At 42.6% G+C, this 25,147-nt stretch carries 23 protein-coding genes; 20 read left to right on the forward strand and 3 right to left on the reverse strand.

Going from position 1 to position 25,147, the window contains the following annotated elements; all coding sequences use genetic code 11:
- Positions 1-7 precede the first annotated feature (7 nt).
- Positions 8-868: a glucose-1-phosphate thymidylyltransferase RfbA gene (rfbA, locus tag OQX62_RS16970; RefSeq protein ID WP_265832810.1), complete on the forward strand. Its 861-nt coding sequence runs from the start codon at positions 8-10 to the stop codon at positions 866-868.
- A gap of 22 nt (positions 869-890) precedes the next feature.
- The gene (locus OQX62_RS16975; protein WP_265832811.1) at positions 891-1,763 is read left to right on the forward strand and encodes an ROK family protein; all 873 of its coding nucleotides are present in this window, start codon (positions 891-893) and stop codon (positions 1,761-1,763) included.
- 56 nt (positions 1,764-1,819) lie between these two features.
- Here the strand turns inward: OQX62_RS16975 and OQX62_RS16980 are convergent, their stop codons facing one another.
- Complete coding sequence (locus tag OQX62_RS16980; protein ID WP_265832812.1) at positions 1,820-3,595, reverse strand: aminopeptidase P family protein; 1,776 nt, start codon at positions 3,593-3,595, stop codon at positions 1,820-1,822.
- 249 nt (positions 3,596-3,844) lie between these two features.
- Between OQX62_RS16980 and OQX62_RS16985 the strand changes: the two genes are divergently transcribed.
- The 16 genes from OQX62_RS16985 (at position 3,845) to OQX62_RS17060 (ending at position 20,464) form a co-directional block, all read left to right on the forward strand.
- On the forward strand, positions 3,845-6,613 hold the full coding sequence (locus OQX62_RS16985) for a M14 metallopeptidase family protein (protein ID WP_265832813.1): 2,769 nt from the start codon (positions 3,845-3,847) through the stop codon (positions 6,611-6,613).
- Positions 6,614-6,732: 119 nt separating this feature from the next.
- Positions 6,733-6,954: a hypothetical protein gene (locus OQX62_RS16990; protein WP_265832814.1), complete on the forward strand. Its 222-nt coding sequence runs from the start codon at positions 6,733-6,735 to the stop codon at positions 6,952-6,954.
- A gap of 93 nt (positions 6,955-7,047) precedes the next feature.
- The gene (locus OQX62_RS16995) at positions 7,048-7,554 is read left to right on the forward strand and encodes a (2Fe-2S)-binding protein (RefSeq protein ID WP_265832815.1); all 507 of its coding nucleotides are present in this window, start codon (positions 7,048-7,050) and stop codon (positions 7,552-7,554) included.
- Complete coding sequence (locus OQX62_RS17000; RefSeq protein ID WP_265832816.1) at positions 7,547-8,563, forward strand: FAD binding domain-containing protein; 1,017 nt, start codon at positions 7,547-7,549, stop codon at positions 8,561-8,563. Before OQX62_RS16995 ends, OQX62_RS17000 begins: the two co-directional genes overlap by 8 nt.
- Positions 8,564-8,566: 3 nt before the next feature.
- Entirely contained in the window at positions 8,567-10,828 is a 2,262-nt protein-coding gene (locus tag OQX62_RS17005) for a xanthine dehydrogenase family protein molybdopterin-binding subunit (RefSeq protein WP_265832817.1), read from the forward strand.
- A gap of 23 nt (positions 10,829-10,851) precedes the next feature.
- Positions 10,852-11,997 carry an XdhC family protein gene (locus OQX62_RS17010; RefSeq protein WP_265832818.1) on the forward strand — a complete coding sequence of 382 codons (1,146 nt, stop codon included), beginning with the start codon at positions 10,852-10,854 and terminating at the stop codon, positions 11,995-11,997.
- Positions 11,994-12,608, forward strand: coding sequence for a nucleotidyltransferase family protein (locus tag OQX62_RS17015; RefSeq protein WP_265832819.1), 615 nt, complete (start codon positions 11,994-11,996; stop codon positions 12,606-12,608). The genes OQX62_RS17010 and OQX62_RS17015 overlap by 4 nt, the downstream gene beginning before the upstream one ends.
- A gap of 4 nt (positions 12,609-12,612) precedes the next feature.
- A complete protein-coding gene (gene moaA / locus OQX62_RS17020; protein WP_265832820.1) occupies positions 12,613-13,593 on the forward strand; it encodes a GTP 3',8-cyclase MoaA in 981 nt (326 codons plus the stop codon).
- A 17-nt stretch (positions 13,594-13,610) separates the two neighbouring features.
- Positions 13,611-14,789, forward strand: coding sequence for a gephyrin-like molybdotransferase Glp (gene glp, locus OQX62_RS17025; protein ID WP_265832821.1), 1,179 nt, complete (start codon positions 13,611-13,613; stop codon positions 14,787-14,789).
- Between the two features lie 48 nt (positions 14,790-14,837).
- Positions 14,838-15,071, forward strand: coding sequence for a MoaD/ThiS family protein (locus OQX62_RS17030; protein ID WP_265832822.1), 234 nt, complete (start codon positions 14,838-14,840; stop codon positions 15,069-15,071).
- Position 15,072: 1 nt separating this feature from the next.
- Complete coding sequence (gene moeB, locus OQX62_RS17035; RefSeq protein WP_265832823.1) at positions 15,073-16,206, forward strand: HesA/MoeB/ThiF family protein; 1,134 nt, start codon at positions 15,073-15,075, stop codon at positions 16,204-16,206.
- 1 nt (position 16,207) lies between these two features.
- Positions 16,208-16,651: a molybdenum cofactor biosynthesis protein MoaE gene (locus OQX62_RS17040; RefSeq protein ID WP_265832824.1), complete on the forward strand. Its 444-nt coding sequence runs from the start codon at positions 16,208-16,210 to the stop codon at positions 16,649-16,651.
- The gene (gene moaCB, locus OQX62_RS17045; RefSeq protein WP_265832825.1) at positions 16,651-17,556 is read left to right on the forward strand and encodes a bifunctional molybdenum cofactor biosynthesis protein MoaC/MoaB; all 906 of its coding nucleotides are present in this window, start codon (positions 16,651-16,653) and stop codon (positions 17,554-17,556) included. Before OQX62_RS17040 ends, moaCB begins: the two co-directional genes overlap by 1 nt.
- A gap of 305 nt (positions 17,557-17,861) precedes the next feature.
- Positions 17,862-18,956 (forward strand): sensor histidine kinase, encoded by a 1,095-nt coding sequence (locus tag OQX62_RS17050; protein ID WP_265832826.1) that lies wholly within the window; start codon positions 17,862-17,864, stop codon positions 18,954-18,956.
- The gene (locus OQX62_RS17055; RefSeq protein ID WP_265832827.1) at positions 18,928-19,659 is read left to right on the forward strand and encodes a LytR/AlgR family response regulator transcription factor; all 732 of its coding nucleotides are present in this window, start codon (positions 18,928-18,930) and stop codon (positions 19,657-19,659) included. Before OQX62_RS17050 ends, OQX62_RS17055 begins: the two co-directional genes overlap by 29 nt.
- Before the next feature lie 58 nt (positions 19,660-19,717).
- On the forward strand, positions 19,718-20,464 hold the full coding sequence (locus OQX62_RS17060) for a hypothetical protein (protein ID WP_265832828.1): 747 nt from the start codon (positions 19,718-19,720) through the stop codon (positions 20,462-20,464).
- Here OQX62_RS17060 and OQX62_RS17065 read toward each other — a convergent pair.
- Complete coding sequence (locus OQX62_RS17065) at positions 20,448-21,470, reverse strand: acyltransferase family protein (protein WP_265832829.1); 1,023 nt, start codon at positions 21,468-21,470, stop codon at positions 20,448-20,450. The two genes, OQX62_RS17060 and OQX62_RS17065, sit on opposite strands and share 17 nt — an antisense overlap.
- A 248-nt stretch (positions 21,471-21,718) precedes the next feature.
- Here OQX62_RS17065 and OQX62_RS17070 point away from each other — a divergent pair, with 248 nt between their 5' ends.
- Positions 21,719-21,970, forward strand: a complete 252-nt coding sequence (locus OQX62_RS17070) for a hypothetical protein (protein WP_265832830.1) — start codon at positions 21,719-21,721, stop codon at positions 21,968-21,970.
- On the opposite strand, the gene OQX62_RS17075 is transcribed toward OQX62_RS17070, so the two are convergent.
- Positions 21,967-23,742 (reverse strand): ATP-binding protein, encoded by a 1,776-nt coding sequence (locus OQX62_RS17075; RefSeq protein WP_265832831.1) that lies wholly within the window; start codon positions 23,740-23,742, stop codon positions 21,967-21,969. The genes OQX62_RS17070 and OQX62_RS17075 overlap by 4 nt on opposite strands.
- Positions 23,743-24,021: 279 nt before the next feature.
- Between OQX62_RS17075 and OQX62_RS17080 the strand changes: the two genes are divergently transcribed.
- On the forward strand, positions 24,022-25,137 hold the full coding sequence (locus tag OQX62_RS17080; RefSeq protein ID WP_265832832.1) for a sensor histidine kinase: 1,116 nt from the start codon (positions 24,022-24,024) through the stop codon (positions 25,135-25,137).
- The last annotated feature ends 10 nt before the right edge of the window (positions 25,138-25,147 follow it).

The raw sequence follows: 25,147 nt of genomic DNA on the forward strand, positions 1-25,147 counted from the left end.
ACAAATTTTGAAAGGAATAATTTTAGCAGGGGGTAGCGGCACCAGGTTGCATCCCTTAACTCTGGTCATGAGTAAACAAATGATGCCGGTTTACGATAAACCGATGATCTATTACCCGCTGTCAACTTTAATGCTTGCAGGAATAAAGGAAATACTGATTATCTCCACTCCTCATGATTTACCTAATTTTGAAAAATTATTAGGTGATGGAAGCCGTTTGGGGTGTAAATTCTCCTATGCCGTACAGGCAGAACCAAACGGTCTGGCACAAGCTTTTGTAATTGGTGCCGATTTTATTGGTGAGGATAAGGTGGCGCTGGTTCTTGGTGATAATATTTTCTATGGTGATGGTATGGCTAAGCTTTTACAGGCAAGTTCAGATCCTGATGGTGGTGTAGTTTTCGCTTACCGTGTTTCCGATCCGGAACGTTATGGTGTGGTGGAATTTGACGAAAATAAACAAGCCATCTCTATTGAAGAGAAACCGGTAGAACCTAAGTCTGACTACGCAGTTCCCGGACTGTATTTCTACGATAACAGTGTAGTGGAAATTGCTAAAAATATCAAACCTTCTCCACGTGGTGAGTATGAAATCACTGATGTAAACAGGGAATACCTGGAGCAGGGAAAATTAAAAGTAGGTGTGTTGAGTCGCGGTACCGCATGGCTGGATACAGGAACCTTTGCATCACTGATGCAGGCCGGACAGTTTGTACAGGTGATCGAAGAGCGTCAGGGCTTAAAAATCGGTTGTATAGAAGAGGTGGCGTACAGGATGGGCTTTATAGATAAAGAACAATTGCGTGCTATTGCAACACCACTTGTTAAAAGTGGTTATGGTGCATATTTATTGAAGTTGATCAAATAATTACTATCCCTATATTTTTCGAATGGATATCAAATCGCCCGGACTGCCTTATATAGGAGTCGATATTGGAGGCTCACATATTACTGCTGCGCATGTAGATGCAATAAATTTCAATGTAATTGAGGAATCATTAATCAGGACGCGTGTAGCGTCGACAGAAGGTGCAGAGGTTATCTTTAAAGCCTGGGTGGAAGCACTTTCGCCACTGATCGCCCGCGAGGGAAATGAGACCGTTAAAATCGGTATCGCTATGCCGGGCCCTTTTGATTATGCAAAAGGAATTTCATTGATGAAAGGTACCAAGAAGTATGATTCTTTATATGAAATGAATATCCTGCAGACGCTTGCTGAAAAGCTGTCTATCCCTCAGGAGAATATCTTATTCCGAAATGATGCAGAAGCATTCCTGCATGGTGAACTGGCCGCAGGAGCGGTAAAAGGTGCAAAACGTGCTGTAGGTATCACATTGGGTACAGGATTGGGATCTGCAAGTAATTGTCAGGGTACAACTGTCGATTCTGAACTGTCTTTCATTCCTTTCAAGGATAGTATTGCTGAAGAGTATATCTCTACCCGCTGGTTCTCCAAAAGATACCAGGAAATTACAGGTGAAGAGATCAAGAATGTAGAGTCTTTACTGGCATCTGCAGATCAGTCCGTAAAGGATCAGATTTTTCAGGAATTTGGTGAGAACGTAGCCGCTTTTTTAAATGGCTTCATTGCGCAGGAAAAACCTGATGTGGTGGTTATTGGTGGAAATATCGCTAAAACATGGGATCATTTTATACCCATTGTACTGGAGCATTTAGACAATAAAAATGTTGTTTTGAAACAGAGTGAGATGTGGGAAGATGCGGCCTTAGTCGGCGCAGCATATACCTGGTTACAAGCTTAGATCTGATGATATAAAAAAGGGCTGCCAAAGATAATTTCTTTTGGCAGCCCTTTTGATTAGATGGCTTTGGTCGCTGCGCTTAACCACTCACTTTCCTCTTCGTTCAGTCTGCCGCTCAGCTGATCAAAAACTGAAGCGTGATAAGCATTGAGCCAGTCAATCTGCGATTGTTCCAGCAATTCTTTCTTTACTATAGTGGTATTTATAGGTGCTATGGTTAATGTTTCGAAACCATAAAACTCATTAAATTCATTTACCTCGATACTGATGGTCTGTACCAGGTTTTCAATCCTGATGCCATGTCGTCCGGGACGGTAAACACCAGGTTCAATAGAAGTGATCATGCCTTTTTCTACAGGGACAGGGATATTGGCCGGATTAAATACCTGGGGTCCTTCATGTACATTCAGGAAATAACCAACGCCATGACCTGTTCCATGTCCGTAATTAATGGCATAATCCCATAAAGGCTTCCTTGTAATTGCATCAATCTGATAACCGCATGTTCCTTTAGGGAATTTTGCTTTGCAGCCGTCAATCATCCCTTTAAGTACTAAGGTATAATCCGTTTGTTCTTGTTCTGTTGTTGCGCCCATCGGGATGGTACGCGTAATATCCGTGGTACCGTAAAAATATTGTCCGCCGGAATCAACCAGGAACAGGCTTTCAGGTTTTACGATCGAGTTGCTCTCTTCAGAAGCAGAATAATGAGGCAATGCACCATGAGCGCTGTATGCACTGATAGTGGTAAAGCTATCGCCTATAAAACCTTCCTGCTCTTCTCTGTAGGTACGTAACCGGGCTGCTGCAGATAGTTCGGTAATCTCAATTTTTCCAATATGATCATCCAGCCATTTCAGAAACTTCGTGATCGCCACACCATCTTTCAGCATCGCTTCACGTGTATTGTTTAATTCTGTCTCGTTTTTAACAGCTTTCAGATTTGTAGAAGGATTGGTTTCTTTAATCAGTCTCACCGTAGCCGGTATCAGCTTCGCATAAGCAAAACAATTGCGTTTCGGATCGATAAAGATGGAACTGTTTGCTGGTATTTTGGTCAGCGTTTCTGCTATTTCCTCATAAGGTAAAATCTCTGTTCCGCTTTTCAGCAAGGTCACTTTTTCCTCGTCGGTTAACTTTGCAGGATTGATAAATAGTTTAGCATGATCCTGGTTGATCAGTGCGAAGCCTAAAACTACCGGATTATAATTGACATCCTTTCCCCTGATGTTAAATAACCAGGCAATATCATCCAGTGAAGAAACCAGATGGTATTCAGCATTGCTTTTGAGTAATGCGGTTCTGACTTCAGCAAGCTTTGAGCTGACAGACTGGCCAATATGTTCCTCTTCAATGAGGAAAGCTGCTGAGTCAGGTAAAGGGGGGCGGTCTTCCCAGATCGGAGACAGATAATCTTTGTCCACCAGTTTGATGTCTGCACCTGCAAATTGTTGCGTCAGCAGATCACCCAAAAGAATGGAGAGCAGTTTTTCATTTGTGCCTACCAGCGCACCTTTGCTCAGCTTCTCATTTAGCCATTGTATATACTCCGGCGCATGCTGTACTTTTTGTTTCACCAGCTCAAAGCCACTGTCGGCCAGTTGTTCTGCTGCCTGCTCAAAATACCTGGAGTCAGTCCACAACCCTGCAAAATCATGTGTGATCACTAAAGTTCCAGCAGAACCCGTAAATCCTGAAGTAAATGGTATGCATTTATAATGTTTCGGTAAGTATTCACTTATATGCGGATCAGCAGAAGGAATAATATAGGCCTCAATATCATCGGCCCTCATTTGTTTACGTATTTCGCTCAGTTTTTCCTGGTATGTCATATGCAAATGTTCAGTATAGAATGATGAGGAACAAATTTAAGGAATTTATTTACACCCCTTAGACAAAGGGGAATTATGATTTTTTAACATAATCGTATAATTTATTTTGTAAAGTATGATTGAAAAACTACCTTACGGTTATTATCAATCATACCAATGCCAATCCTAAGCGTTGTTTGCCCTGCTTAGGAAAGGCAAAGGTAATTTTTCCTCAGAATTGATACTATTCAAACCTATTTACTGAAATTCATGGTTAAAAAACTTCATCGATTGCTGGTATTCCCGGTTCTGTTTTGTGTTTCGGCTATTCATGCCCAGGTTATCCCTTCACCTCAACAACATTTTGGTTTTACTATCGGGGAGGATTATAAACTGGCAAACTATACGCAGACTGAAGCCTATTTTAAGAAGTTAGCGCGCTCTGACCGTGCAAAGCTGGTCGATATCGGCATGACAGAAGAAGGTAGGCATCAGTATATGCTGATCGTATCATCGCCTGAAAATATCAAAAAACTAAATCGTTATAAAGAAATCGCGCAGCAGCTGGCGCATGCAGAGGGTCTTTCTGATGCAGCAGCCAAAGCACTGGCAGCGGAAGGGAAAGCTGTTGTATGGATAGATGGCGGCTTACATGCTACTGAAGTAGTAGGTACGCATCAGTTGATTGAATCCATGTGGCAGCTGGTTAGCCGAACTGATGCAGAAACAATGAACATCCTGGAGAACGATGTGATCCTGTTTACCCATGCCAATCCGGACGGGCAGGAGCTGGTGTCGGACTGGTACATGAGAGAGACGGATACGCTGAAACGCAAGATGGATATTCCAAGGTTGTATGAAAAATATGTGGGGCACGACAATAACCGGGATTTTTATATGATGAATATGAAGGAGAGCCAGAATATTAGTCGCCAGCTCTTTGTAGAATGGCTCCCGCAAATTATGTATAATCACCACCAGAGAGGTCCGGCAGGTTCTGTTCTGGCAGGTCCGCCTTACCGTGATCCTTTCAATTATGTATACGACCCCTTAATTGTGACCAGTATTGATGCCGTAGGTGCAGCAATGAATAACAGGTTAAATAGTGAAGATAAACCTGGTTATACGCAGCGTGCAGGTTCACAATTTTCCACCTGGTGGAATGGGGGATTACGCACTACTCCTTATTTCCACAATATGATAGGTCTGCTGACAGAAATTATCGGTGGTCCTACCCCTGAAGATGTACCTCTGGTACCTGATCGACTGATTCCGGGTGGGGCAACACCAAATCCGGTTGTTCCGCAAAAGTGGCATTTCCGCCAGTCTATTGATTACTCGGTATCCCTGAATTATGCAGTACTTACCTATGCTTCACGCTACCGCAGTGAACTGCTGTATAACATCTACCGGATGGGTAAAAATTCAATAAGCCGCGGCAGTACAGATCATTGGACATTCTATCCGAAATATATAGATTCGATTAAAACAGCTTTTAAAAATGATCAGAAAGCGGTGAAGGACAGCACTGCACAGGCGGGCGAATTCTCCGCTGGACGTGAAGGAAATATCCCTGTTAAATATTTCGACCAGATATTAAAAAATCCGGTTAACCGTGATGCACGCGGCTATATTATTCCGGCCGACCAAACAGATTTCCCCACTGCTGTTAAATTTATCAATGCGCTGATCTTATCAGGTATACAGGTGCAGCAGTCCAGTTCAGCTTTTACAATTGCCGGGAAAAATTATCCTGCAGGTTCTTATATCGTAAGGACCGACCAGGCTTTTCGTCCGCATGTGATAGATATGTTTGAGCCACAGGACCATCCAAATGATTTTCAATACGAAGGCGGACCTCCTGTTCGCCCTTACGATGCTGCGGGCTGGACATTGGCTTTCCAGATGGGTGTCAAATTTGACCGTGTGATGGAAAGTTTTGAGGGGCCCTTTAACAAAATACCTTACGGTACGCTCCAGTCGCCCGCCAAACAAATCATTACCAATACGGCCACCGCAGGTTATATCATTAGCCCGGCAATAAATAATGCTTTCATTGCGGTAAACGATTTGCTGAAGTCAGGAGTTAAAGTTTACCGTGTACCTGCCGGCATCAGCAATATGCCCGGATATGGTCCGGGTACTTTTTATATTCCGGCATCTGCAGGATCAAAGACCATATTGACAAAGGCATCTTCTGATCTGGGACTGAAAGTTTCTGGTGTAGCAAAAGCACCTGCGGGAATCGTGAAGCTGGCACCTGTTCGTATTGCCCTCTGGAACAATTATGGAGGGTCTATTCCTGCCGGCTGGCTAAGCTGGATCATGGAACAATACCATTACCCTTATGAACTGATCTATCCGCAGCATATTGATGCCGGAAAGCTGAATAAAAAATATGATGTGATTGTTTTCGTTACCGGTGCAATCCCACCTGTGGGTGCCGTACCAAAATCCATGTCTGCTGATAGTCAGACTAAAGCAGATGATATTCCTGTGCAGTTCCGGCCATGGACAGGAAAGATCACTGCTGCTAAATCTATTCCGCAACTTAAAAAATTCATGGAAGCTGGTGGTACAATCGTGACTATAGGTACCAGTACCAATCTTGCCTATCACCTGGGTTTACCTGTGCACAGTGCGCTGACAGAAAAGAAGGCCGACGGAAAAGAGCATCCCTTGCCCGGAACTAAATATTACATTCCGGGAAGTTTATTGCGCGCCACTTTTGATACTGCGGAACCCGCCAATTATGGGATGTCTGCAGAAAATGATGTAGATTTTGATAAAAGTCCGGTATTCAAATTCGATGCAGATGCCGCGGCAAAAGGAATAAAACGCCTGGCATGGTTCGCAACTGAAACCCCATTACGCAGTGGCTGGGCATTCGGACAAGCTTACCTGAAAGATGGTATTGCTGCTTTTGTGGCACCGGTAGGTGCGGGTAAATTATATGCTTTTGGTCCCGAGATCACTTTCCGGGGACAGTCGCAGAGCACCTTCAGGTTACTGTTTAATCAGCTATATATGACTAAATAATCTGTTATATGCGGTATTTTGCATGTTATAAGGTCATTTGACGTAATAAAAACAAAATCCCCGAGTTATAGGAGTTTTAAATTACCTTTGAAGCTGAGGAGAATAATATGGGATTGAAGATGCGTATAACGTACAAGGATATAGACTATGTGTACGAAATTTTGAATGGTTCCGCAATAAATAAGGAAACTACAGAATTGAAGATAATTTTAAATGGAGAGCCGATCACTCTGACAAAAGAAGATGGAAAGATCTGGATTCAGCAGGCAGGTGAAGTAACGCTGGAGCCCGACTTTGCACAGGCCCTGGGAAGATCAGTATCCCTGCGCTACCGTATGTAAACTTATTTGTATTCTGTTTAAATAGCGTTTGATGCTCCGTTAGCAAAAACATTTCAAAAGATTACCTGTTGGATTTTTCATCAACCTACAAAGATGAAAAACGCAACAGAAACAGTAGAGCTGCCGGAACATTATCCCGTTAGTCTGAAAGTTAACGGACAAGCTTACAATTTAAAACTACAGCCCTGGGTTAGTCTTTTAGACGCCCTTCGCGATCATTTGCAACTTAAAGGAACAAAAAAGGGTTGCGACCACGGTCAGTGTGGCGCCTGTACTGTTCTGGTGAATGGAAAGCGAATCAATTCCTGCCTTACCATGGCAGTGATGAAAGATGGTGAAGAAATTACCACCATAGAAGGTCTTGCTAAAGGGGATGAGCTGCATCCACTTCAAAAAGCTTTTATTGAACATGATGCGTTTCAATGCGGTTATTGTACACCTGGACAAATATGTTCAGCTGTAGGGCTGCTTAACGAAGGAAAAGCAAATAGCCTGGAGGAGGTTAAAGAACTCATGAGCGGCAATATTTGTCGCTGTGGTGCTTATACCCATATCAATAGTGCCATTATGCAGGTGAAAGGAGAAACCGGAAATGAATAGTTTTTCTTATCATCGCGCAGCGCATCCTGTGGAGGCAGTAAAAGATGTAAACAACCAGTCTGATGCTAAATTCGTTGCAGGCGGAACAAACCTCTTCGACCTGATGAAGCTGAATATCGAAAAGCCATCACATCTCACCGATATCAACCGCCTGGATCTCGGCAAAATTGAAGTACTTCCCAATAATGGATTGCGTCTCGGTGCCCTGGTTACCAATGCAGCTACAGCCTGGAATAAAGACGTAGAAGAAAATTATCCCCTTTTATCTCAGGCCATATTGGCTGGGGCATCTCCTCAACTGAGAAATATGGCTACCAACGGTGGCAATACTTTACAACGCACCCGGTGTTATTATTTTTACGACCTCGCTACACCTTGCAATAAAAGGGAGCCTGGCACTGGTTGCTCGGCAATTAATGGCTTTAACCGGATCCATGCAATTCTAGGGACAAGTGAAACCTGTATCGCCACACATCCATCGGATATGTGTGTTGCCTTAATGGCGCTGGATGCTAAAGTGAATGTAACCGGGGTGAATGGCGAACGCACTATTGATTTCGCTGATTTCCACCGTTTGCCGGGTGATACTCCTCATCTGGACAATCATCTGGAGCATGGCGATTTAATTACTTCAATTGACCTTCCTGCGGATCATTTTAAAACGAACGTTGCCTATCTTAAACTGCGCGACCGTCAATCTTATGCCTTTGCACTGGTTTCCGTTGCCGCCGCTTTAAAAATGGAAGGTAATGTCATTCAGGATGTGAGCGTCGCCCTCGGTGGGGTTGCACATAAACCCTGGAGAGACAGGCAGGCAGAGGAGCAGTTAAAAGGTCAGTCCGCCACAGCAGCAGGCTTTAGGGAATTTGCAGAAACCGTATTGAGCGGCGCAAGGGGTTTTGGACATAATACCTTTAAAATCGAACTCGCTAAACGTGCAATTGTGCGCGCCTTAACTATGGCCCTGAAAAACGAATCTACCATCTTATCTGATCTGTCTAAAGCTTAAATTATGAAGACCAATTATACCGGCCAGCCGGCAAACCGTGTAGACGGATCACTTAAAGTAACTGGTACAGCCAAATATGCTGCTGAATTTGAGGCAGAGGGCTTGCTCTTTGGTTATATCATCAACAGTACTATCGCTAAAGGGAAAATAAAAGAAATTGATATCAGCCAGGCTATGCAGGTAGCCGGGGTGGTGCAGATCTTTACACATGAAAATGTTTCAGGCCTGGCCTGGTTCAATAAGAGTTATAAGGATATGGATTCTCCGCCGGGAGATCCCTTCAGGCCTTTATATGATCATAAAATACGTTATAGCATGCAGCCGATAGGACTGGTTGTGGCTACAACTTTCGAGGTGGCCCGTTTTGCTGCCTCATTGATTAAAGTGACTTATAAAGAAGAGAAGCTGGTCACCAATCTGCAGGATAATCTTCATCGCTCCAAAAAAGCACCTATGGGTAAAGTAGGTTATGTACAGCCCAAAAGCAGGGGAGATGCGGAAAGTGTTTTTGCAAAGGCCGAATACAAGATTGAAGGAGAGTACGTACATGCAGCAGAACACCATAATCCTTTGGAGATGTTTGCGACCACAGCCATATGGGAAGAAGATGGAAAAGTCACCCTCTATGACAAAACACAGGGAGTAAGTAACGTTCAATTGTATATCAGTAATATTTTTGGTCTGTCGCTCAAAAATGTGAGGGTAGTCTCTCCTTTTGTTGGCGGTGGTTTCGGATCGGGTCTGCGTCCGCAATACCAGGTTTTCATGGCCACGCTGGCTGCGCTTGAATTAAGGCGGCCGGTACGTGTGGTGATGACCAGACAACAGATGTTTTCATTCGGGCATCGCCCGGGCACTGTGCAGCGCGTAGCGATGAGTGCTGATGAGAACGGAAAACTGACTTCTATTCAGCATGAGGCCTATGGCGAAACCTCACAATTTGAAGATTATACGGAGATTGTGGTGAACTGGTCGGGCACCATGTACAACTGCGAAAATGTGAAATTGAAATATGAACTCGTGAAACTTGATGTTGCTACTCCTACGGATATGCGTGCACCGGGAGCAGTAACGAGTGCACATGCTTTTGAAAGTGCTATAGATGAAATTGCCTATGCGGTAAAAATTGATCCCCTGGAATTCAGGAAAATCAACTATGCAGAAGATGATCAGGTAGAAGGTAAACCTTATTCCAGTAAAGAACTGCGTGCCTGTTATGATCAGGGAGCTGCAAAATTTGGCTGGTCAGGCAGATCAATCGAACCGCGGTCTATGCGGGAAGGGAATCAGCTTATTGGTTGGGGAATGGCTAATGGTGCCTGGGATGCTTTGCAAATGCCGGCAAAAGCGCAGGCAGTGCTGAGTCTTGATGGTAAACTGACAGTGAGCAGCGGGACTTCAGAAATTGGAACCGGTACCTATACCATCATGACACAGATCGCAGCTGAAACGCTGGGAATGGATATCAATGATGTCACTTTTAAACTAGGAGATACGCTGATGCCAATGGCACCACTACAGGGTGGGTCATGGACAGCTGCCTCGGTCGGTTCAGCAGTAAAAGCTGTTTGTGAGGAAGTAAAGGCCAAATTATTTAAGCTGGCCTCAAAAACAAAGCACAGCCCGCTTTCGGGAGCGGCTCCAAAAGAGCTGACCATGGCTGAAGGACATATCTTTTTAATCAGTGATCCCGGCTCGCGACTATCAATTATCGAGGTCATGCGTTTAACAGAAACGGATAGTATTATAGAAAGTGGAATGTCAGGTCCTGATCCTGCCGCCAAGACTACACACTCTTTTAACTCCCATGCGGCTGTATTTGCAGAGGTGAAAGTTGACGAGGACCTGGGTACTGTTATTGTTACACGCGTAGTGTGTGCCGTAGCTGCAGGAAAAATACTTAATCCTAAAACCGCCGGGAGTCAGATCCTGGGCTCAGTAGTGTGGGGAATCAGTAAAGCGCTTGAAGAAGAAACGGTAATGGACAATAATTTCGGCAGGTTTATGAACCATAACCTGGGTGAATATCACGTTGCCGTAAATAAGGATATCAACGATATTGATATTATCTTTGTAGAAGAGCATGATGACCTCGTGAATCCGCTTGGTATAAAGGGAGTAGGTGAAATAGGGATCATTGCAGTCGCCCCGGCCATTGCCAACGCTGTTTTTCATGCTACCGGTGTAAGGGTACGCGACCTTCCCATTACTATGGATAAGGTACTTCAGCTGGCTGAAGAGGACAAAAATCAGGTGCGGGTTTAAATCTGCCGGAACAGAATATAATTATGAAAGAAATCCTGGATATTATTGATGCATATACTGCTGCGGTGAAAGCTGGCAAGCGCATGGCACTGGCAACAGTGGTACATGTAAATGGTTCTTCTTATCGTCGCCCGGGTGCCAGGATGCTGGTTACCGACGATGGGATGCTGACCGGTGCGATCAGCGGGGGTTGCCTTGAAGGTGATGCGCTGCGTAAAGCATTGCTGGTTATCAATCAGCAGCAGAATAAGCTGGTAACCTATGATACGACAGATGAGGATGACGCCAAATTTGGTGTGCAGCTCGGCTGTAATGGCATCGTACATATTCTTTTTGAGCCCATTGATCCCGATCGGGCAGATCATCCTGTTATATTACTCCGGCAATTGTCTGCTAAAAGGCAGGAGGGGGTATTAGTTACATTATTTTCATTACAGCATCCGCAGGAACTGCTGCCAGGCACCTGCCTGTTATTATTACCGGATGCAGAAACTACTGGTACGCTGAATGAATCTTACCGCCAGCAGTTATTGCAGGATGCTGTTGAGGTGTTATCTACTAAGACATCAATTGCTAAAGATTATACTGTAGAAGAGACCTTGTTAACGGCATTTATAGAATTTGTACAGCCGCCGGTTGCCCTGGTGATTGTTGGGGCGGGTAATGACGCCTTGCCTTTGGCCGGAATTGGCCGCATACTCGGATGGCATGTGACGGTTGCAGACGGACGTGTGACGCATGTGAATTCACAGCGTTTCCCAAATGTGAACAAAATTATAGCAGGAAAGCCAGATGAGGTTGCTGCACAGGTAACGATCGATACGCAGACCGTGTTTGTATTGATGACGCATAATTATAATTATGATATTGCCCTGCTAAAATTATTGGTTAAACAGCATGATTGTCCGTATATTGGTAGTTTAGGGCCGAGAAAAAAGCTGGAAAGGATGATAGCTGAGCTGAAAGAAGAGGGGATTACCCTCAGTACGGATCAGACAGCCAGAATATTTGGTCCCGTAGGACTGGATCTCGGCGCTGAAACAGCGGAAGAAATTGCACTTTCTATTGCTGCTGAAATTAAAAAAGTAACAAGTGGTAAATCAGGTATCTCTTTGAGGGAAAAGGAGGCCCCGATCCACGGAAATACGTTAGTTAATATTGTTGAATGAAGAATGATTTAAAGAAGATAGGAATTGTTGTACTGGCGGCTGGCTCATCTGCAAGGTTAGGTGAACCCAAACAGCTATTGTCATATCAGCATAAAAGTTTACTTGATACCACTACAGACGCAGCCAAAAAGGTAGCATTCGGCAGGGTAGTTGTTATCTTAGGAGGTAATTACGAGAAGATAGAACGTCATATCAACCATACCGGTGTAAAAGTAGTTTACAATCCGGATTGGGAACAGGGAATGAGTACCTCCATCCGTACGGGGTTGCAACATGTAATGCAGGAGAATAAAGAATTGGATGCCGTAATTTTGACGGTATGTGACCAGCCGCTGATTACCGGAGAGGTCTTTGCCGCACTTGTAGAAAGGGCACAATCAACCGGTAAGGATATTATTGCAAGTGCTTATTCGGGTACACTCGGCGTTCCGGTACTGTTTTCAAAGTATCATTTTGCTGACCTTGCTTTGTTAAATGGAGAACAGGGAGCAAAAAAGCTGCTGGAAAGATATAAGGATGAGCTTGCCTCAGTGCCATTTGAGGATGGTGCTGTAGATATTGACACGCCGGAAGATTATATTAAACTGATAAATAAAAATATCACCAAATAATAAAATGATAAAAGACTCTTTCAATCGTGTACATAATTACCTGCGGATATCGCTTACAGATAACTGTAACCTCCGCTGTTTTTATTGCATGCCGGAAGAGGATTATGAATTTACAAAAGCTTCCAGGTTAATGCAGGCTGATGAAATTGAGTCGCTGGCAAAAATATTTGTAAATGAAGGGGTAACCAAAATACGCCTTACTGGCGGAGAACCTTTGGTCCGTAAAGATGCCGGACAGATCATCCTGGCCTTGTCCAGACTAAATATCGATTTATCTTTTACCACTAACGGAGCCAGGATACATGAATTCCTGGATCTTATTCTGGAGGCCAATATTACAAGTATCAATGTCAGCCTGGATACACTGGATGCTGATAAATTTCATTTGATTACCCGTCGTGATATCTTTGCACAGGTGATGGCCAATATCAGGCTATTACTGGAAAATAACATTCAGGTAAAACTCAATGTAGTCGTGATGAAAGAACTGAATGATATGGAAATCGTAGATTTTGTGGAATGGACCAAAGACTATCCCATTGAAGTTCGTTTTATAGAGTTCATGCCTTTTGCAGGAAACAGGTGGACCAGCAATAAAGTGGTTTCTATGGAAGAGATTCTGCAGCAGGTCGACTCAAAATATACGTATTACCCATTGGCGGCGGGACCAAATGATACAGCCAAACATTATAAAGTAGCAGGTCATTCCGGCTCTTTTGCCATTATCAGTACCATGACTTCACCTTTCTGCGGAACTTGTAACAGGATGCGTTTAACGGCAGATGGAAAGTTGAAAAACTGTCTTTTCTCCGAATCAGAGACTGATTTATTGGGTCCAATGAGAAACGGAGAACCTGTTCTGCCTCTAATTCACGAATGTATAGGTAACAAAGCGAAGGCACTTGGTGGTCAGTTTTCAGGATTACTGCAAGATATTGAAGCAAATACCATTCATAACAGAAGTATGATCACCATTGGTGGTTAATTCTTAACCAAAATCGTATGATTTCCGTAGCAGAAGCAAAATCATTAATACAGGAAAATGTGAGTCCCATGCCCGTTCATCCTGTTTCATTAGCCCTGGCAGCGGGTCATACTTTATCCGCTGATATTTATGCAAAACACGATATCCCGGCATTTGAACAATCCTCAATGGATGGTTATGCCTTGCGGTTTGAAGACAAAGATCTTCCCTTAACTATTACCGGCGAAATGCAGGCCGGCGTAGCTACCCAATTCCAATTGTTAGCCGGACAGGCTGCCAGGATTTTTACCGGGGCACCTCTGCCGTCAGGCGCTGATACGGTGGTGATGCAGGAAAAGGTAACCGTAAATAATGGTATGCTGACTATTCTTGATACACAACTCAGCAAAGGCCTTAATGTTCGTCATAAAGGTGCCGAAGTTGCAAAAGGGGCCTTAGCGATTTCCAAAGGGAGCCAGCTCAGTCCTGCGGCTATTGGTTTTATTGCAGGAATAGGTTATGCCGAACTGGAAGTTCACCAAACTCCTGCCGTGGGGATAATCGTTACAGGTAAAGAACTTCAGCAACCGGGTCGTGAATTGAATTTTGGCCAGGTATATGAATCCAATTCGTATTCCTTAACCGCAGCTTTACAGCAATGCGGTTTAAATGATATCCATTTTTATCTGGCAGACGATCACCTAGAGGAACTCACAGCTGTTTTGCAGGAAGCGTTAACACAAAACGATGTGGTACTGCTGACTGGCGGTGTGAGTGTTGGAGATTATGATTTCGTCATCAGGGCTGCGGAACAATGCGGCATTAAGCAGATCTTTCATAAAGTGAAACAGAAACCGGGCAAACCCTTATATTTCGGTAAAAAAGAAGCTAAGGTAGTTTTTGGCCTGCCAGGTAATCCGTCTTCGGTACTGAGCTGTTTTTACCAGTATGTGCTGCCTGCTCTTGAAAAAATGGCAAGCCGCAAAAGCAGGTTAAAGGTCGTTGAAGCTGTGCTGACGCAGGATTGCACAAAAGCTGCCGGCTTAACGCATTTCCTGAAAGCTCATTTTAATGATGGAAATGTTACACCACTCTATGCGCAGGAATCTTTCAGAATGAGTTCATTTGCACAGGCAAATGGGATGATTGAACTGAAGGAGGAAGAAACAAATTTCACTGCCGGAATGAAAGTAAAGGTTTACCTTTTTCCTGAATAAGGGCATAAGATTTATTAACCGGGCTCAATAGCCCTCAATCGTATTAAATTGGAAGTACAGGTATTATTATTTGGCAGATTAACAGAACTTACCGGTCAGCACACGCTCCGGATAGGCAACGTTGCAGATACCGATGCAGTCCGTAAACAGCTTATGGCTACGTATCCGGAATTAGCACAGCTGCGTTATCAGATTGCAGTTAATCAAAGTATTATTCACGGTAATGCGCCTTTGTCAGATGGCATGACTGTGGCGCTGATGCCACCATTTTCGGGAGGTTAAAATGACAGGTTCCGCTATAAAAGGAGTAGAAAGGTATCAGCGGCAGGTGCTGCTGAAAGACTTCGGTATCACAGGTCAGCAAAAACTCTTCCAGTCAAAGGTACTGGTGATAGGTGCCGGAGGTTTGGGTTGCCCGATATTACAATACCTTGCCGCTGCAGGAGTAGGTACTTTGGGTATTGTGGACCATGATGTGGTTGAATTGAGTAACCTGCACCGGCAGATCTTATATACCGTAGCAGATAAAGGTAAGTCCAAAGCATCCTGTGCAGCGGAAAAATTAAGACTTTTCAATCCTGACATTACCATCGTCCCTTATCCTGTACAACTTAGTAACGGCAATGCCGCAGCAATCATTGGTGAGTACGACATGGTGATTGACGGATCGGATAATTTTCCTACCCGTTACATGGTCAATGATATCTGTGTATTGTTGAATAAACCTTTAATTTATGGCGCATTGTCGGCTGCTGAAGGACAAGTGGCTGTTTTCAATGTTCCTGATCGGGAAGGGGTGAAGGTTAACTACAGAGATCTGTTTCCGGTTGCGCCACAGCCGGGAGAGGTCCTTAATTGCTCCGAAGCGGGCGTATTGGGTGTGCTGCCAGGAATTATTGGTACCATGCAGGCCAATGAAGCCATCAAACTGATTGCCGGGATTGGCGAACCGCTCATCAACCAGATGCTGATATATGATATGTACACCTGCCAATCTTACAAGATAAAATTGTCATCGGCGAATTCAACAGCCAAAAGTTTACCCGCCACACTGGAGGCTTTTCAGGAAATGGATTACAGTTGGTTCTGTGGGATAAAAACGGCTGGGGATGATGTAAAAGAGATAAGCGCGGAAGAGTTGAAGGCGCTGACGAGTGATGGGAATTACGAGGAGAGTTATACTATAATTGATGTACGGGAAAGGAATGAAATACCTCTTGCGGCCGACTTTAACTATATCCGTTTACCTTTATCTGAGTTAAAACGGGATATTCCGTTAATCGTCAGGGACAAGGTAATTTTATTTTGCCAGTCGGGCATAAGAAGCGTCATAGCCGCTGAACTCCTGGCTGCTGCTTATCCTGCTAAAGAATACTATAGCCTTAAGGGGGGCATCTCACGTTTGACTATCAGATAATATGAAAGAAAAAAAGCTTAAAAATATATTTACCAACGGTGCTATTCCTGCTCAGTTCATCGCGGAAAGCATCCAAAAACACCAAAGTAACACGACAATAGGTGCACACAGTATCTTCCTCGGCCAGGTACGTGCAGATCAGATTGGTGATGAAAATGTTACCGGGATTAACTACAGCGCATACGAAGCGATGGCACTCGAAATGATGTACCAGATCAGGGAAGATATCTTCGCAAAATATCCGCTCACCTGCCTGCATGTACACCATAGCCTGGGTTTGGTGCCCGCTGGAGAGGTCTGTCTTTTCGTTTTCACCTCATCTGCACACCGCAAAGCTGCCATGGAAGCATGCGATGAACTGGTAGAGCGTATCAAAGCCGAATTGCCTATATGGGGAAAAGAGATCCTGACAAATGAATCCCACCAATGGAAAGAGAATAAATAATGGTAAATATCACTCACAAATCAAATACCCTCAGAAAAGCAATAGCTATTGCCATGGTTAAAGTCTCCGGACAGGCCACCATAGATGCAATCGTCCAGCGAAAAGTACCCAAAGGAGACGTTTTTGAGTTCTCCAGAGTTGCGGGACTATTTGCTGTAAAAAAAACCAGCGATGTGATTCCGGATTGCCATCCGCTTCCTATAGAGTATACCGCAATCAGCCATGAAATAGAAGGCCTGCATATTATTATTCGTGTTGAAGTCCATACCGTTTATAAAACAGGAGTAGAGGTAGAAGCGATGCATGCTGCTGCGGTAACGGCGTTAACCTTGTATGACATGCTCAAGCCTATCGACAAGGGAATTGAAATTGAAAATATCAGGCTGCAACAAAAATCAGGCGGTAAAAGTCAGTATAAGTCAGATGGTACAGCATTAAAATGTGCGGTAGTTGTTTGTTCTGATAGCATTACTGCCGGCAACAAACAAGACGGATCAGGAAAAGCGATCATCCATAAGCTGGAGCAATACAAACTGGAGACCAATCATTATGATATCATTCCAGACGACTTTGATCAGATTCAGCAAAAAGCAATCAGCCTCAAAGAGGAGGGATTTGACCTCTTAGTCTTTACCGGGGGAACTGGTTTGTCCCCAAGAGATGTAACGCCTGATGCCATCAAACCTTTGCTTGACAAAGAAATACCCGGAATTATGGAAACAGCCCGGGGGTATGGACAGGAAAGAATGCCTTATGCGATGTTATCCAGGGGGCTAGCCGGATTTATGGAACAAATGCTGGTAATGACATTGCCAGGATCTGTGAAGGGCGCAGAAGAAAGTATGGATGCGCTGTTTCCTGCGGTTCTTCATGTGTTTAAAGTAAAAGAGGGGACTTCTCATTAGGGAAAAATATAAAAAAGCGGCTATGTTGTGAGATTATCCATAACTCGGGCGTTAAAAAAGAAAGAGAAGACCTGAGTTTACCTTTTTTCTTCCGGAATCCTGTGTGTTTCCTTTTGGTCCATCCCTTGCAGGATCTATGTTTAAATCATGTACATGATTAACATTTACATCATCCTTATCAACTCACTCTACAAGGAGTACAAAAACGCCGATCAGAACGCGATCCGTATAGACGGAAATAGTTGTAGCTCTATAAACAGCTTCATACCTTGCACATATCTTATTCATGCCTAAAATTAAAAGAGATGATACCTGTTAAAAGCCGTCCGTATATCGCCATTTTGCTCCATGTCTTAATGTGGACCTTGTTTGCTTCCGTACTGCTTTTTTATCTGCCATTAACATGGAATATCAGTCTGCCTTATCAGTTCTGGGTTAAACAGGCCTTTATTCTGCTGATCCTGGTCGTAGTTTTCTATCTCAACAGCTTTATTCTTGTACCGGCTTTACTGCTGAAGAATAAAAACCTGGCTTTTATTATTATCGTTATCGCGCTCTCTTTCCTTGCGGGACCATTAGTCAGGGCTATAGATGATAGTCTGCAGCTGCCCGATTTAATGGAGCAGGCATTTAAAAAAAATGGGATAATCAAATTGTCAAAAAGAGGAGATAAAATCGATGTGTTCATCATTATGGTCACGCTCATGGTGGTGGGGATCAGTACCAGTATTACCCTTATACAGAAATGGCAGGCAGATAAACAGGAGCGTGAAGCACTGGAGAAAGAGCGGATCGGATCAGAATTGTCTTTTCTGAAAGCGCAGATTAATCCCCATTTCTTTTTCAATACACTAAATAATATCTACGCGTTGACGCATGTAGATATAGAAAATTCCCGGCGTGCATTGCATAAGCTGTCGCGAATGATGCGTTACCTTTTATACGATACACAAGCCGGAATCACTCCTCTAAGCAAAGAAATTTCTTTTATTGTAGATTATATCGAATTGATGAAACTCAGGCTGAATGATATGACTACCGTTACTTTTGAAGGACCGCTGATCCGGCAGGATATGCATATCGCACCGATGTTATTTTTACCCTATATTGAAAACGCATTTAAGCATGGCATCAGCACAACAGCGCAATCTGTTATCGCCATTGAACTTTTACTGGAAGAAAAAGTCCTGACAATGACGGTAAAGAACTCGGTTTTTAATGAAAATGGGGCTACGGCAGATGGTTATGGCGGCATAGGTTTAACCAACACAAAAAGGCGGCTGGATTTGTTATATCCGGGAAGGCATACTTTCTCCGCCGCTAAAACAGCAGACACTAATGAATTTATTGTTCATTTAACCCTTACACTTGATGATACTGAATTGCATAGCAGTAGATGATGAGCCGCTGGCCTTAGGCCTGGTTTGTAGTTTTATTGAACAGACTCCATTTCTGCAACTGGCAGGTAAATTTTCCAGTGGTATAAAGGCGCTGGATTTTATTCATGATGAGCAGGTAGATCTCATTTTTCTGGATATTCAGATGCCTGATTTAACAGGGATTCAGATGGCCCGTTTACTGGAAAAACAGCCTGGAAATCCGGGTCCGAGAGTAATTTTTACGACGGCATTTAACAATTATGCAATTGAAGGCTATAAAGTAGATGCGCTGGACTACCTGTTGAAACCGTTCGACTATGAGGAGTTTCTGAAAGCAGCAAATAAGGCGAGAACCTATGCAGAGATGCTGAAACCTGTCTCCGCCATTTCCGGTACAGAACAGGAAGATTATATCTTTTTAAAAGTTGAATACCAGTTAATCCGGGTAGCCGTAAAGGATATCATCTATATTGAAGGACTGAAAGATTATGTGAAGGTTTATCTCGAAAATACGGATAAACCTATATTGACGCTGACCAGTTTAAAAGCATTAGAGCAGAAGCTCTCCTCAAAAACCTTTATGCGGGTACACCGTTCCTATATTGTAGCACTTGATAAGGTGCATTCTGTCAATAAAAATAGCTTAAACATTGCAGAACTAACCGTTACCATTGGTGACGCCTATAAAGAAGCGTTCAATGCCTACTTAAGTAAATGGATATAAGCTTAAATGAATGTAAGCGGCTAAATTTTATTATTTTCGCAGTGAAACCATTCCATTTATGTTAAAAATATACCGGTCAATCGCTTTCTCAGGGCTTATATTTCTCTATTCCTGTTCCTCTGTTTATATGCCCAACGTGCCCAATACGCCTATGCTGAGCTCAAAAGGAGAGTTTAGCGGTGGTGCACATATCTCGCTGAAGGGAAATGGGAATTTTAATGGTGCCTATGCCTTATCTAATCATTTTGGCGTACTCTTAAGCGGTGCCTACATGAAAAGTGAAAAGACCAGCAAAGATTTTGAACATAAGCTGATCGAAGCAGGTGCAGGATATTTCGACGCTTTTGGTCCGGATAACAACAGGATCATTGAAGTATATGCCGGAATTGGAAGCGGCAATACTCTGCGTACCTACAGAAACTATGAAAATGATGTGTTGCTCAGTACAGAACTGCAGAAAGTAGAGTATAGCAAAACATTTTTGCAGGTGAATTACAGCTCCAAGAAAAAGAGTAATTTTCATTTGTTTGGAAATAACTATCCGCTGAATTATGGCACTGCACTAAGGATCAGTCATGTAGGAATGGATGTCTTTTTAATTAATGGAACTGCTCAGGCAAAGGAAGACAACATCTTTCTGGAGCCTATATTTTTTACCAGAATGCGTTTAAGTGATGCCGTGCAGCTGCAATACACCAGCAGTGGTAACTTCGGCTTAAAGAACAGAAAATATATGACCGCGGGGAATTCAATTTTCAGCATTGGTGCCGTAATTAACGTTGGCGGCGTTAAGAAGAAGCAGTAAATTTAGCTTCCCTCTTTTTGCTATAAAAGTCAAAAATATAATAGACAATCCACGAAAATAATATCGCACTGCCAATCATGATAAGTACATTATTGATTTTCCATTTGTCAAACTGTTTAAACAGTGTAAGATGGACCAGGTATAGAGGGTATGAAATGTTGCCCAATAAATTCAGAATCTTATTAACAGGATTGGAAAATACCGGGACTTTGTGATTGTAAATCACTACATAATATACCCAGGCCAGGCAGGCGATAATGCCTATGAAACCAGGCAGATCAGTGGAGGCTATCAATCCCAATTCATGATGTTTATAACGAAACAGGACTTGAATTGCTATTTTTAGCGCGATGTGTACTACAAATATTGCAGCAATATGGATAGCGGTTGATTTTTTCTTATCAGGGAAGATGGCCATTGCAAAACCGGCGATCCAAATAAACGAAAGTAAAAGTAAATTTATACCGTAACTGGTTCCTGCATAATAGTCCCATTTAAACAACGTACGTCCGCAGGTATAGATACAATAACTAATAAACGAGATATAAATAAGCATGTTTAATTTTTTCATGCTCATCTTAAGAAAAACAGGCGCCAGACTGTACATCCATACTTCAACCGCTAAAGTCCAGGCAGGTCCTACTAATGATGTACTGGTCAGGGCCTGATTCAGAAACACAAGATTAAGTAAAATAAATCCCGCATAAGTCCATGTAAAGGGTTGAGGAAGAACAATACAGGTAAAAACTATACTCGCCAGGTAAACCGGGTAAATCCTTTTAATTCTGCGCTGAAAATAAGACTCCTTGTTTCTTAAGATTGATTTTCCTATGGAAAGTCCACTGATCAGCAAAAAGCCCAGTATCGCTTCAAAAGAACCCAAATAGTGGAGTATTTTAAAGAAGCCGACATTTGTGAAAGCAGTAAGGTGACCTATCACGACTACAAAAGCCAATAAAAATCTTGTTAATGAAAGTATTTCCCAATTAAAGGTTTTGCTGGCCATGATTAGTACTGATTCGGGTTCGGAAATATATGATAGTGTAATCTTTACACCGCAAAGTATAGTTTTATTTCGACAGTATAATAAGAAAGGATATAAAATTATAATTGCCCAGTATTCACGACAAATATAAACTGCATCAATCAGCATATATTGAAAATGATAACGCCGGATTTAAAAAATCGTTTTATCTATTTATTGGCCTGATTTATGGTATAAGGTGTTCACACACCAATACATAATGAAACTTAATGAAATCACGTAAGATTGCCGTAGGAGGCGAGGTATATCTTGTAACCGAGAAAAACCCGCGTTCAGGACTTTACCAGTTGTATTGTTTTGGTGATGACAGCACACATATTGTTGGGCGAAGCTACAAGACCGGGGATTGGCTTTATATACAAAAATCCCCTTTTTGCAATTCATTATGTCCTCAAAAAATTGCCCATCTGATTGAAGAGTTTATTTCCTTTCAGCCAACATCGCAGGTACAGGTGAATTAAGCACCGCCGGACAAACATTCTTCCAGTTTCTTTTTCAGGAGATCCGGACGGAAAGGTTTGGTCAGATAATCATCCAGATAAGCATAACTGAAAGATTGCTGAATATCTACGTCGCTGGATGCCGTTAGCGCAATAATCTTAATTTTTGACAGCCTGATATCGGGAATTTCCCTGATATGCCTCGCCGCCTCAAAACCATCCATTACCGGCATATGTATATCCATCAGCACGATATCAAAACTGCCCGCTTTAACCATTTCCAGTGCTTCCAGTCCGTTTTTAGCGATAGAATAATCGCAATCCCACTGTTCTAAGATTTTCTTTAATACCATGATGTTCACAATATTATCTTCAGCAATGAGGATATTCAGTCCACTGATATCGGCCGTAGATGCAGCTGATACTGCAACAGGCATAATTTCCTGTATTGCCGCTAATTCATAGCTGATGTCAAATGAAAAGGTAGAGCCAACATTTTCTTTACTGTCCAGTTTAAGCTTGCTGCCATGGAGCTCTATTAATCTTTTTACAATCGACAGCCCTAAACCGGTACCGCCATAACGTTTGGTAATGTTGTTGTTAGCTTGCAGGAAGGGTTCAAATACAGTATCATGTTTATTTGCGGGGATGCCTATGCCATCGTCTTTAACCGTAAATAACAGGGTGATTTTTTCAGCTGTTCGTGCTGTGGTACTGATGCTCATTTCCACCAGTCCACCAGTATCAGTAAACTTAACCGCATTTGAAACCAGGTTATTCAAAATCTGTGTCAATCTCGTTTGATCACCTTTCACAAATAGCGGCTGATCTTCAAAATCGCTCGTTAATTTTAATATGATTCCTTTTTGTTCTGCCTTTGTATGGAAAGTCGCATTGATATTCTGTACCAGCAGTGTCAGGTTAAAATCAGCCTTATTCAGCACGATCTTATCTGCGTTCATCTTGCTGAAATCCAATGTATCATTGATGAGCGCCAGTAGATTCTCTGATGAGAACCTTAAGATAGCCAGATTTTCCTCCTGATCTTTCCTGGGGTTTTCAATGCTTAATACGTTAGTCATTCCAATTACAGCATGAAGAGGAGTCCGGAGTTCGTGCGACATAGAAGAGAGGAAATCGGCGCGCATCCTGGTGGCCTCTTGTGCTTCCTTCAAGGCGGATTGAAGCTGGTGATTCAATTCCCGTTCTTTGATCTGACTTTGATAAAATGATTTGAAGAATTCATACTGCATCAGGACCAGGAGGATGAAATTAAAGACCAGGCAGAGCATAAAAGTATTACTACTTACCTCAGCATCACTTAAATAAATGCTTCCCCCCTGCGCTCTGGTCATCGTGAAGGTAATGATAATAGGCATGATATTAATCGCAGAATACATGATGCCCCAGTTTTTGCCAAGGATATAGAATGATGCAGAAATGATGATGATAGACAGCTGGAACGTAACCATATTAATGCCATGCTTGTACATCAGTATATTGGTTAAAATAAACAACGATAGTGCGATGAGCAGTATATGGGCGGCGTTACGCCATTTCGCTTTGTATAACAGCAGATAGGATGCGTACAGCAACGTCAGCAGAAGAAAAATTAGCCGAATCATGATTGCCGTTTTACCTGAAGAAATCAACAGGATCAGTATTGTAGCAATCAGCAGCATCAAAAGGCCCAATCCAAACGCAAGAATCTTAATTCTTGATTGCATGAGCGGGACTGCCGATTCCTTTATCAGGGCATTATAGCGGCGTTTTAGGTTGCTGAAAAATTCCATAAATCGGTGTGTATGCCAATAATACGAAATTTTGTCACTATACGCTTTTCTTATTTCAAATATGTGTGTGCTAAAGAATAACCCTGTTAAACTTCAAACCGGACATAACGTGTAGGTTCTAATTATTATATATTAACATAATTGAATTGAAGATAACTTGTAAAACAATCATTTGGATAAAATACTTTACAGTCTTATGTTTAAAAGTTTCATTATCTGTCTGTTCATCAGTTGTATTGCTTATATTTGCACCTCCAAATAGCAAATATCGTCTCATCAATGAACGACAGATTAAAGATTCTTCACCTTAGTAACCGCGATACTGATCCTGGACATTTACTAAGTGTTTTAGAAGATCTGGTTCATAAATATGTTCGTTACCCGGTTTATACCCGTAAAGACTATCTGCTTGCCCTTACAGAAGTTGCTCCTGATATCATTATTGCAGATGAGCATGCAAACGCTGTTAATCCCGCAGAGGCACTGCATTTAATGGGGAAAAAAAAATTAATCATTCCACTTGTGCTGCTGGTTTCTGAAAGTATGGAAATGGAAGCCCTGTCTTTGTTACAGGCCGGTGCTGCTGATTACGTAGTGAAAGAAAAACTATGGCGTTTGCCTTATGTCATTTCCAGCCAGATGAAACAGCGGCAATTGTCTGCCGCACTAGTACAAGCCAGAAGCTCCGCCAGTAATCATTCCCGGCTGATCAGGAGAAATAGAAATCTGGAACAGTTCACCTATATCATCTCCCATAACCTGCGCGCGCCGGTCGCCAATATGATGGGTTTGACAGCGCTTTTAAAAGAATTGCATACAGATCATCAGCATAGTGAACTGTTAGCTGGTTTAAATTCTTCTATCCGGACTATGGATACGATCATCAATGATATCAATCAGACATTGCAGACTGATCATAACCTGCTATCGAAAAATGAACATATTTATTTTCAGCAGCTTGTAGATGAAATTACTCTCAGTATCAATCATCTCATAGTGGAATCAGATGCTGTTTTCAGGTGTGACTTCACTGCTATGCCTGTTTTCAGCACAGTGAGAGGATATATGTATAGTATCTTTTATAATATCATCTTAAATAGCATCAAATATCGCAGAGAAGAAGAGCGGCCGCTAATTGTGATCAGCAATCAAATAATTGAAGATCAGCTGGTCATTACTTTCAAGGATAATGGCAAGGGGATCGACATGGGACAACATGGTGCCGACTTGTTCAGTTTATATAAGCGGATTGATACCTCTATTGAAGGGAAAGGTATGGGGATGTTCATGATTAAAACTCATGTAGAAGATTTAAATGGGAACATTAGCCTCGAGAGTCAACCCGGGAAAGGAACAGACATTACAATTCAATTCCCCTTACACGGGGATAATTAGTATGTTTGCT

The organism is Pedobacter sp. MR2016-24 (genome assembly GCF_026239655.1).
GTDB lineage: Bacteria > Bacteroidota > Bacteroidia > Sphingobacteriales > Sphingobacteriaceae > Pedobacter.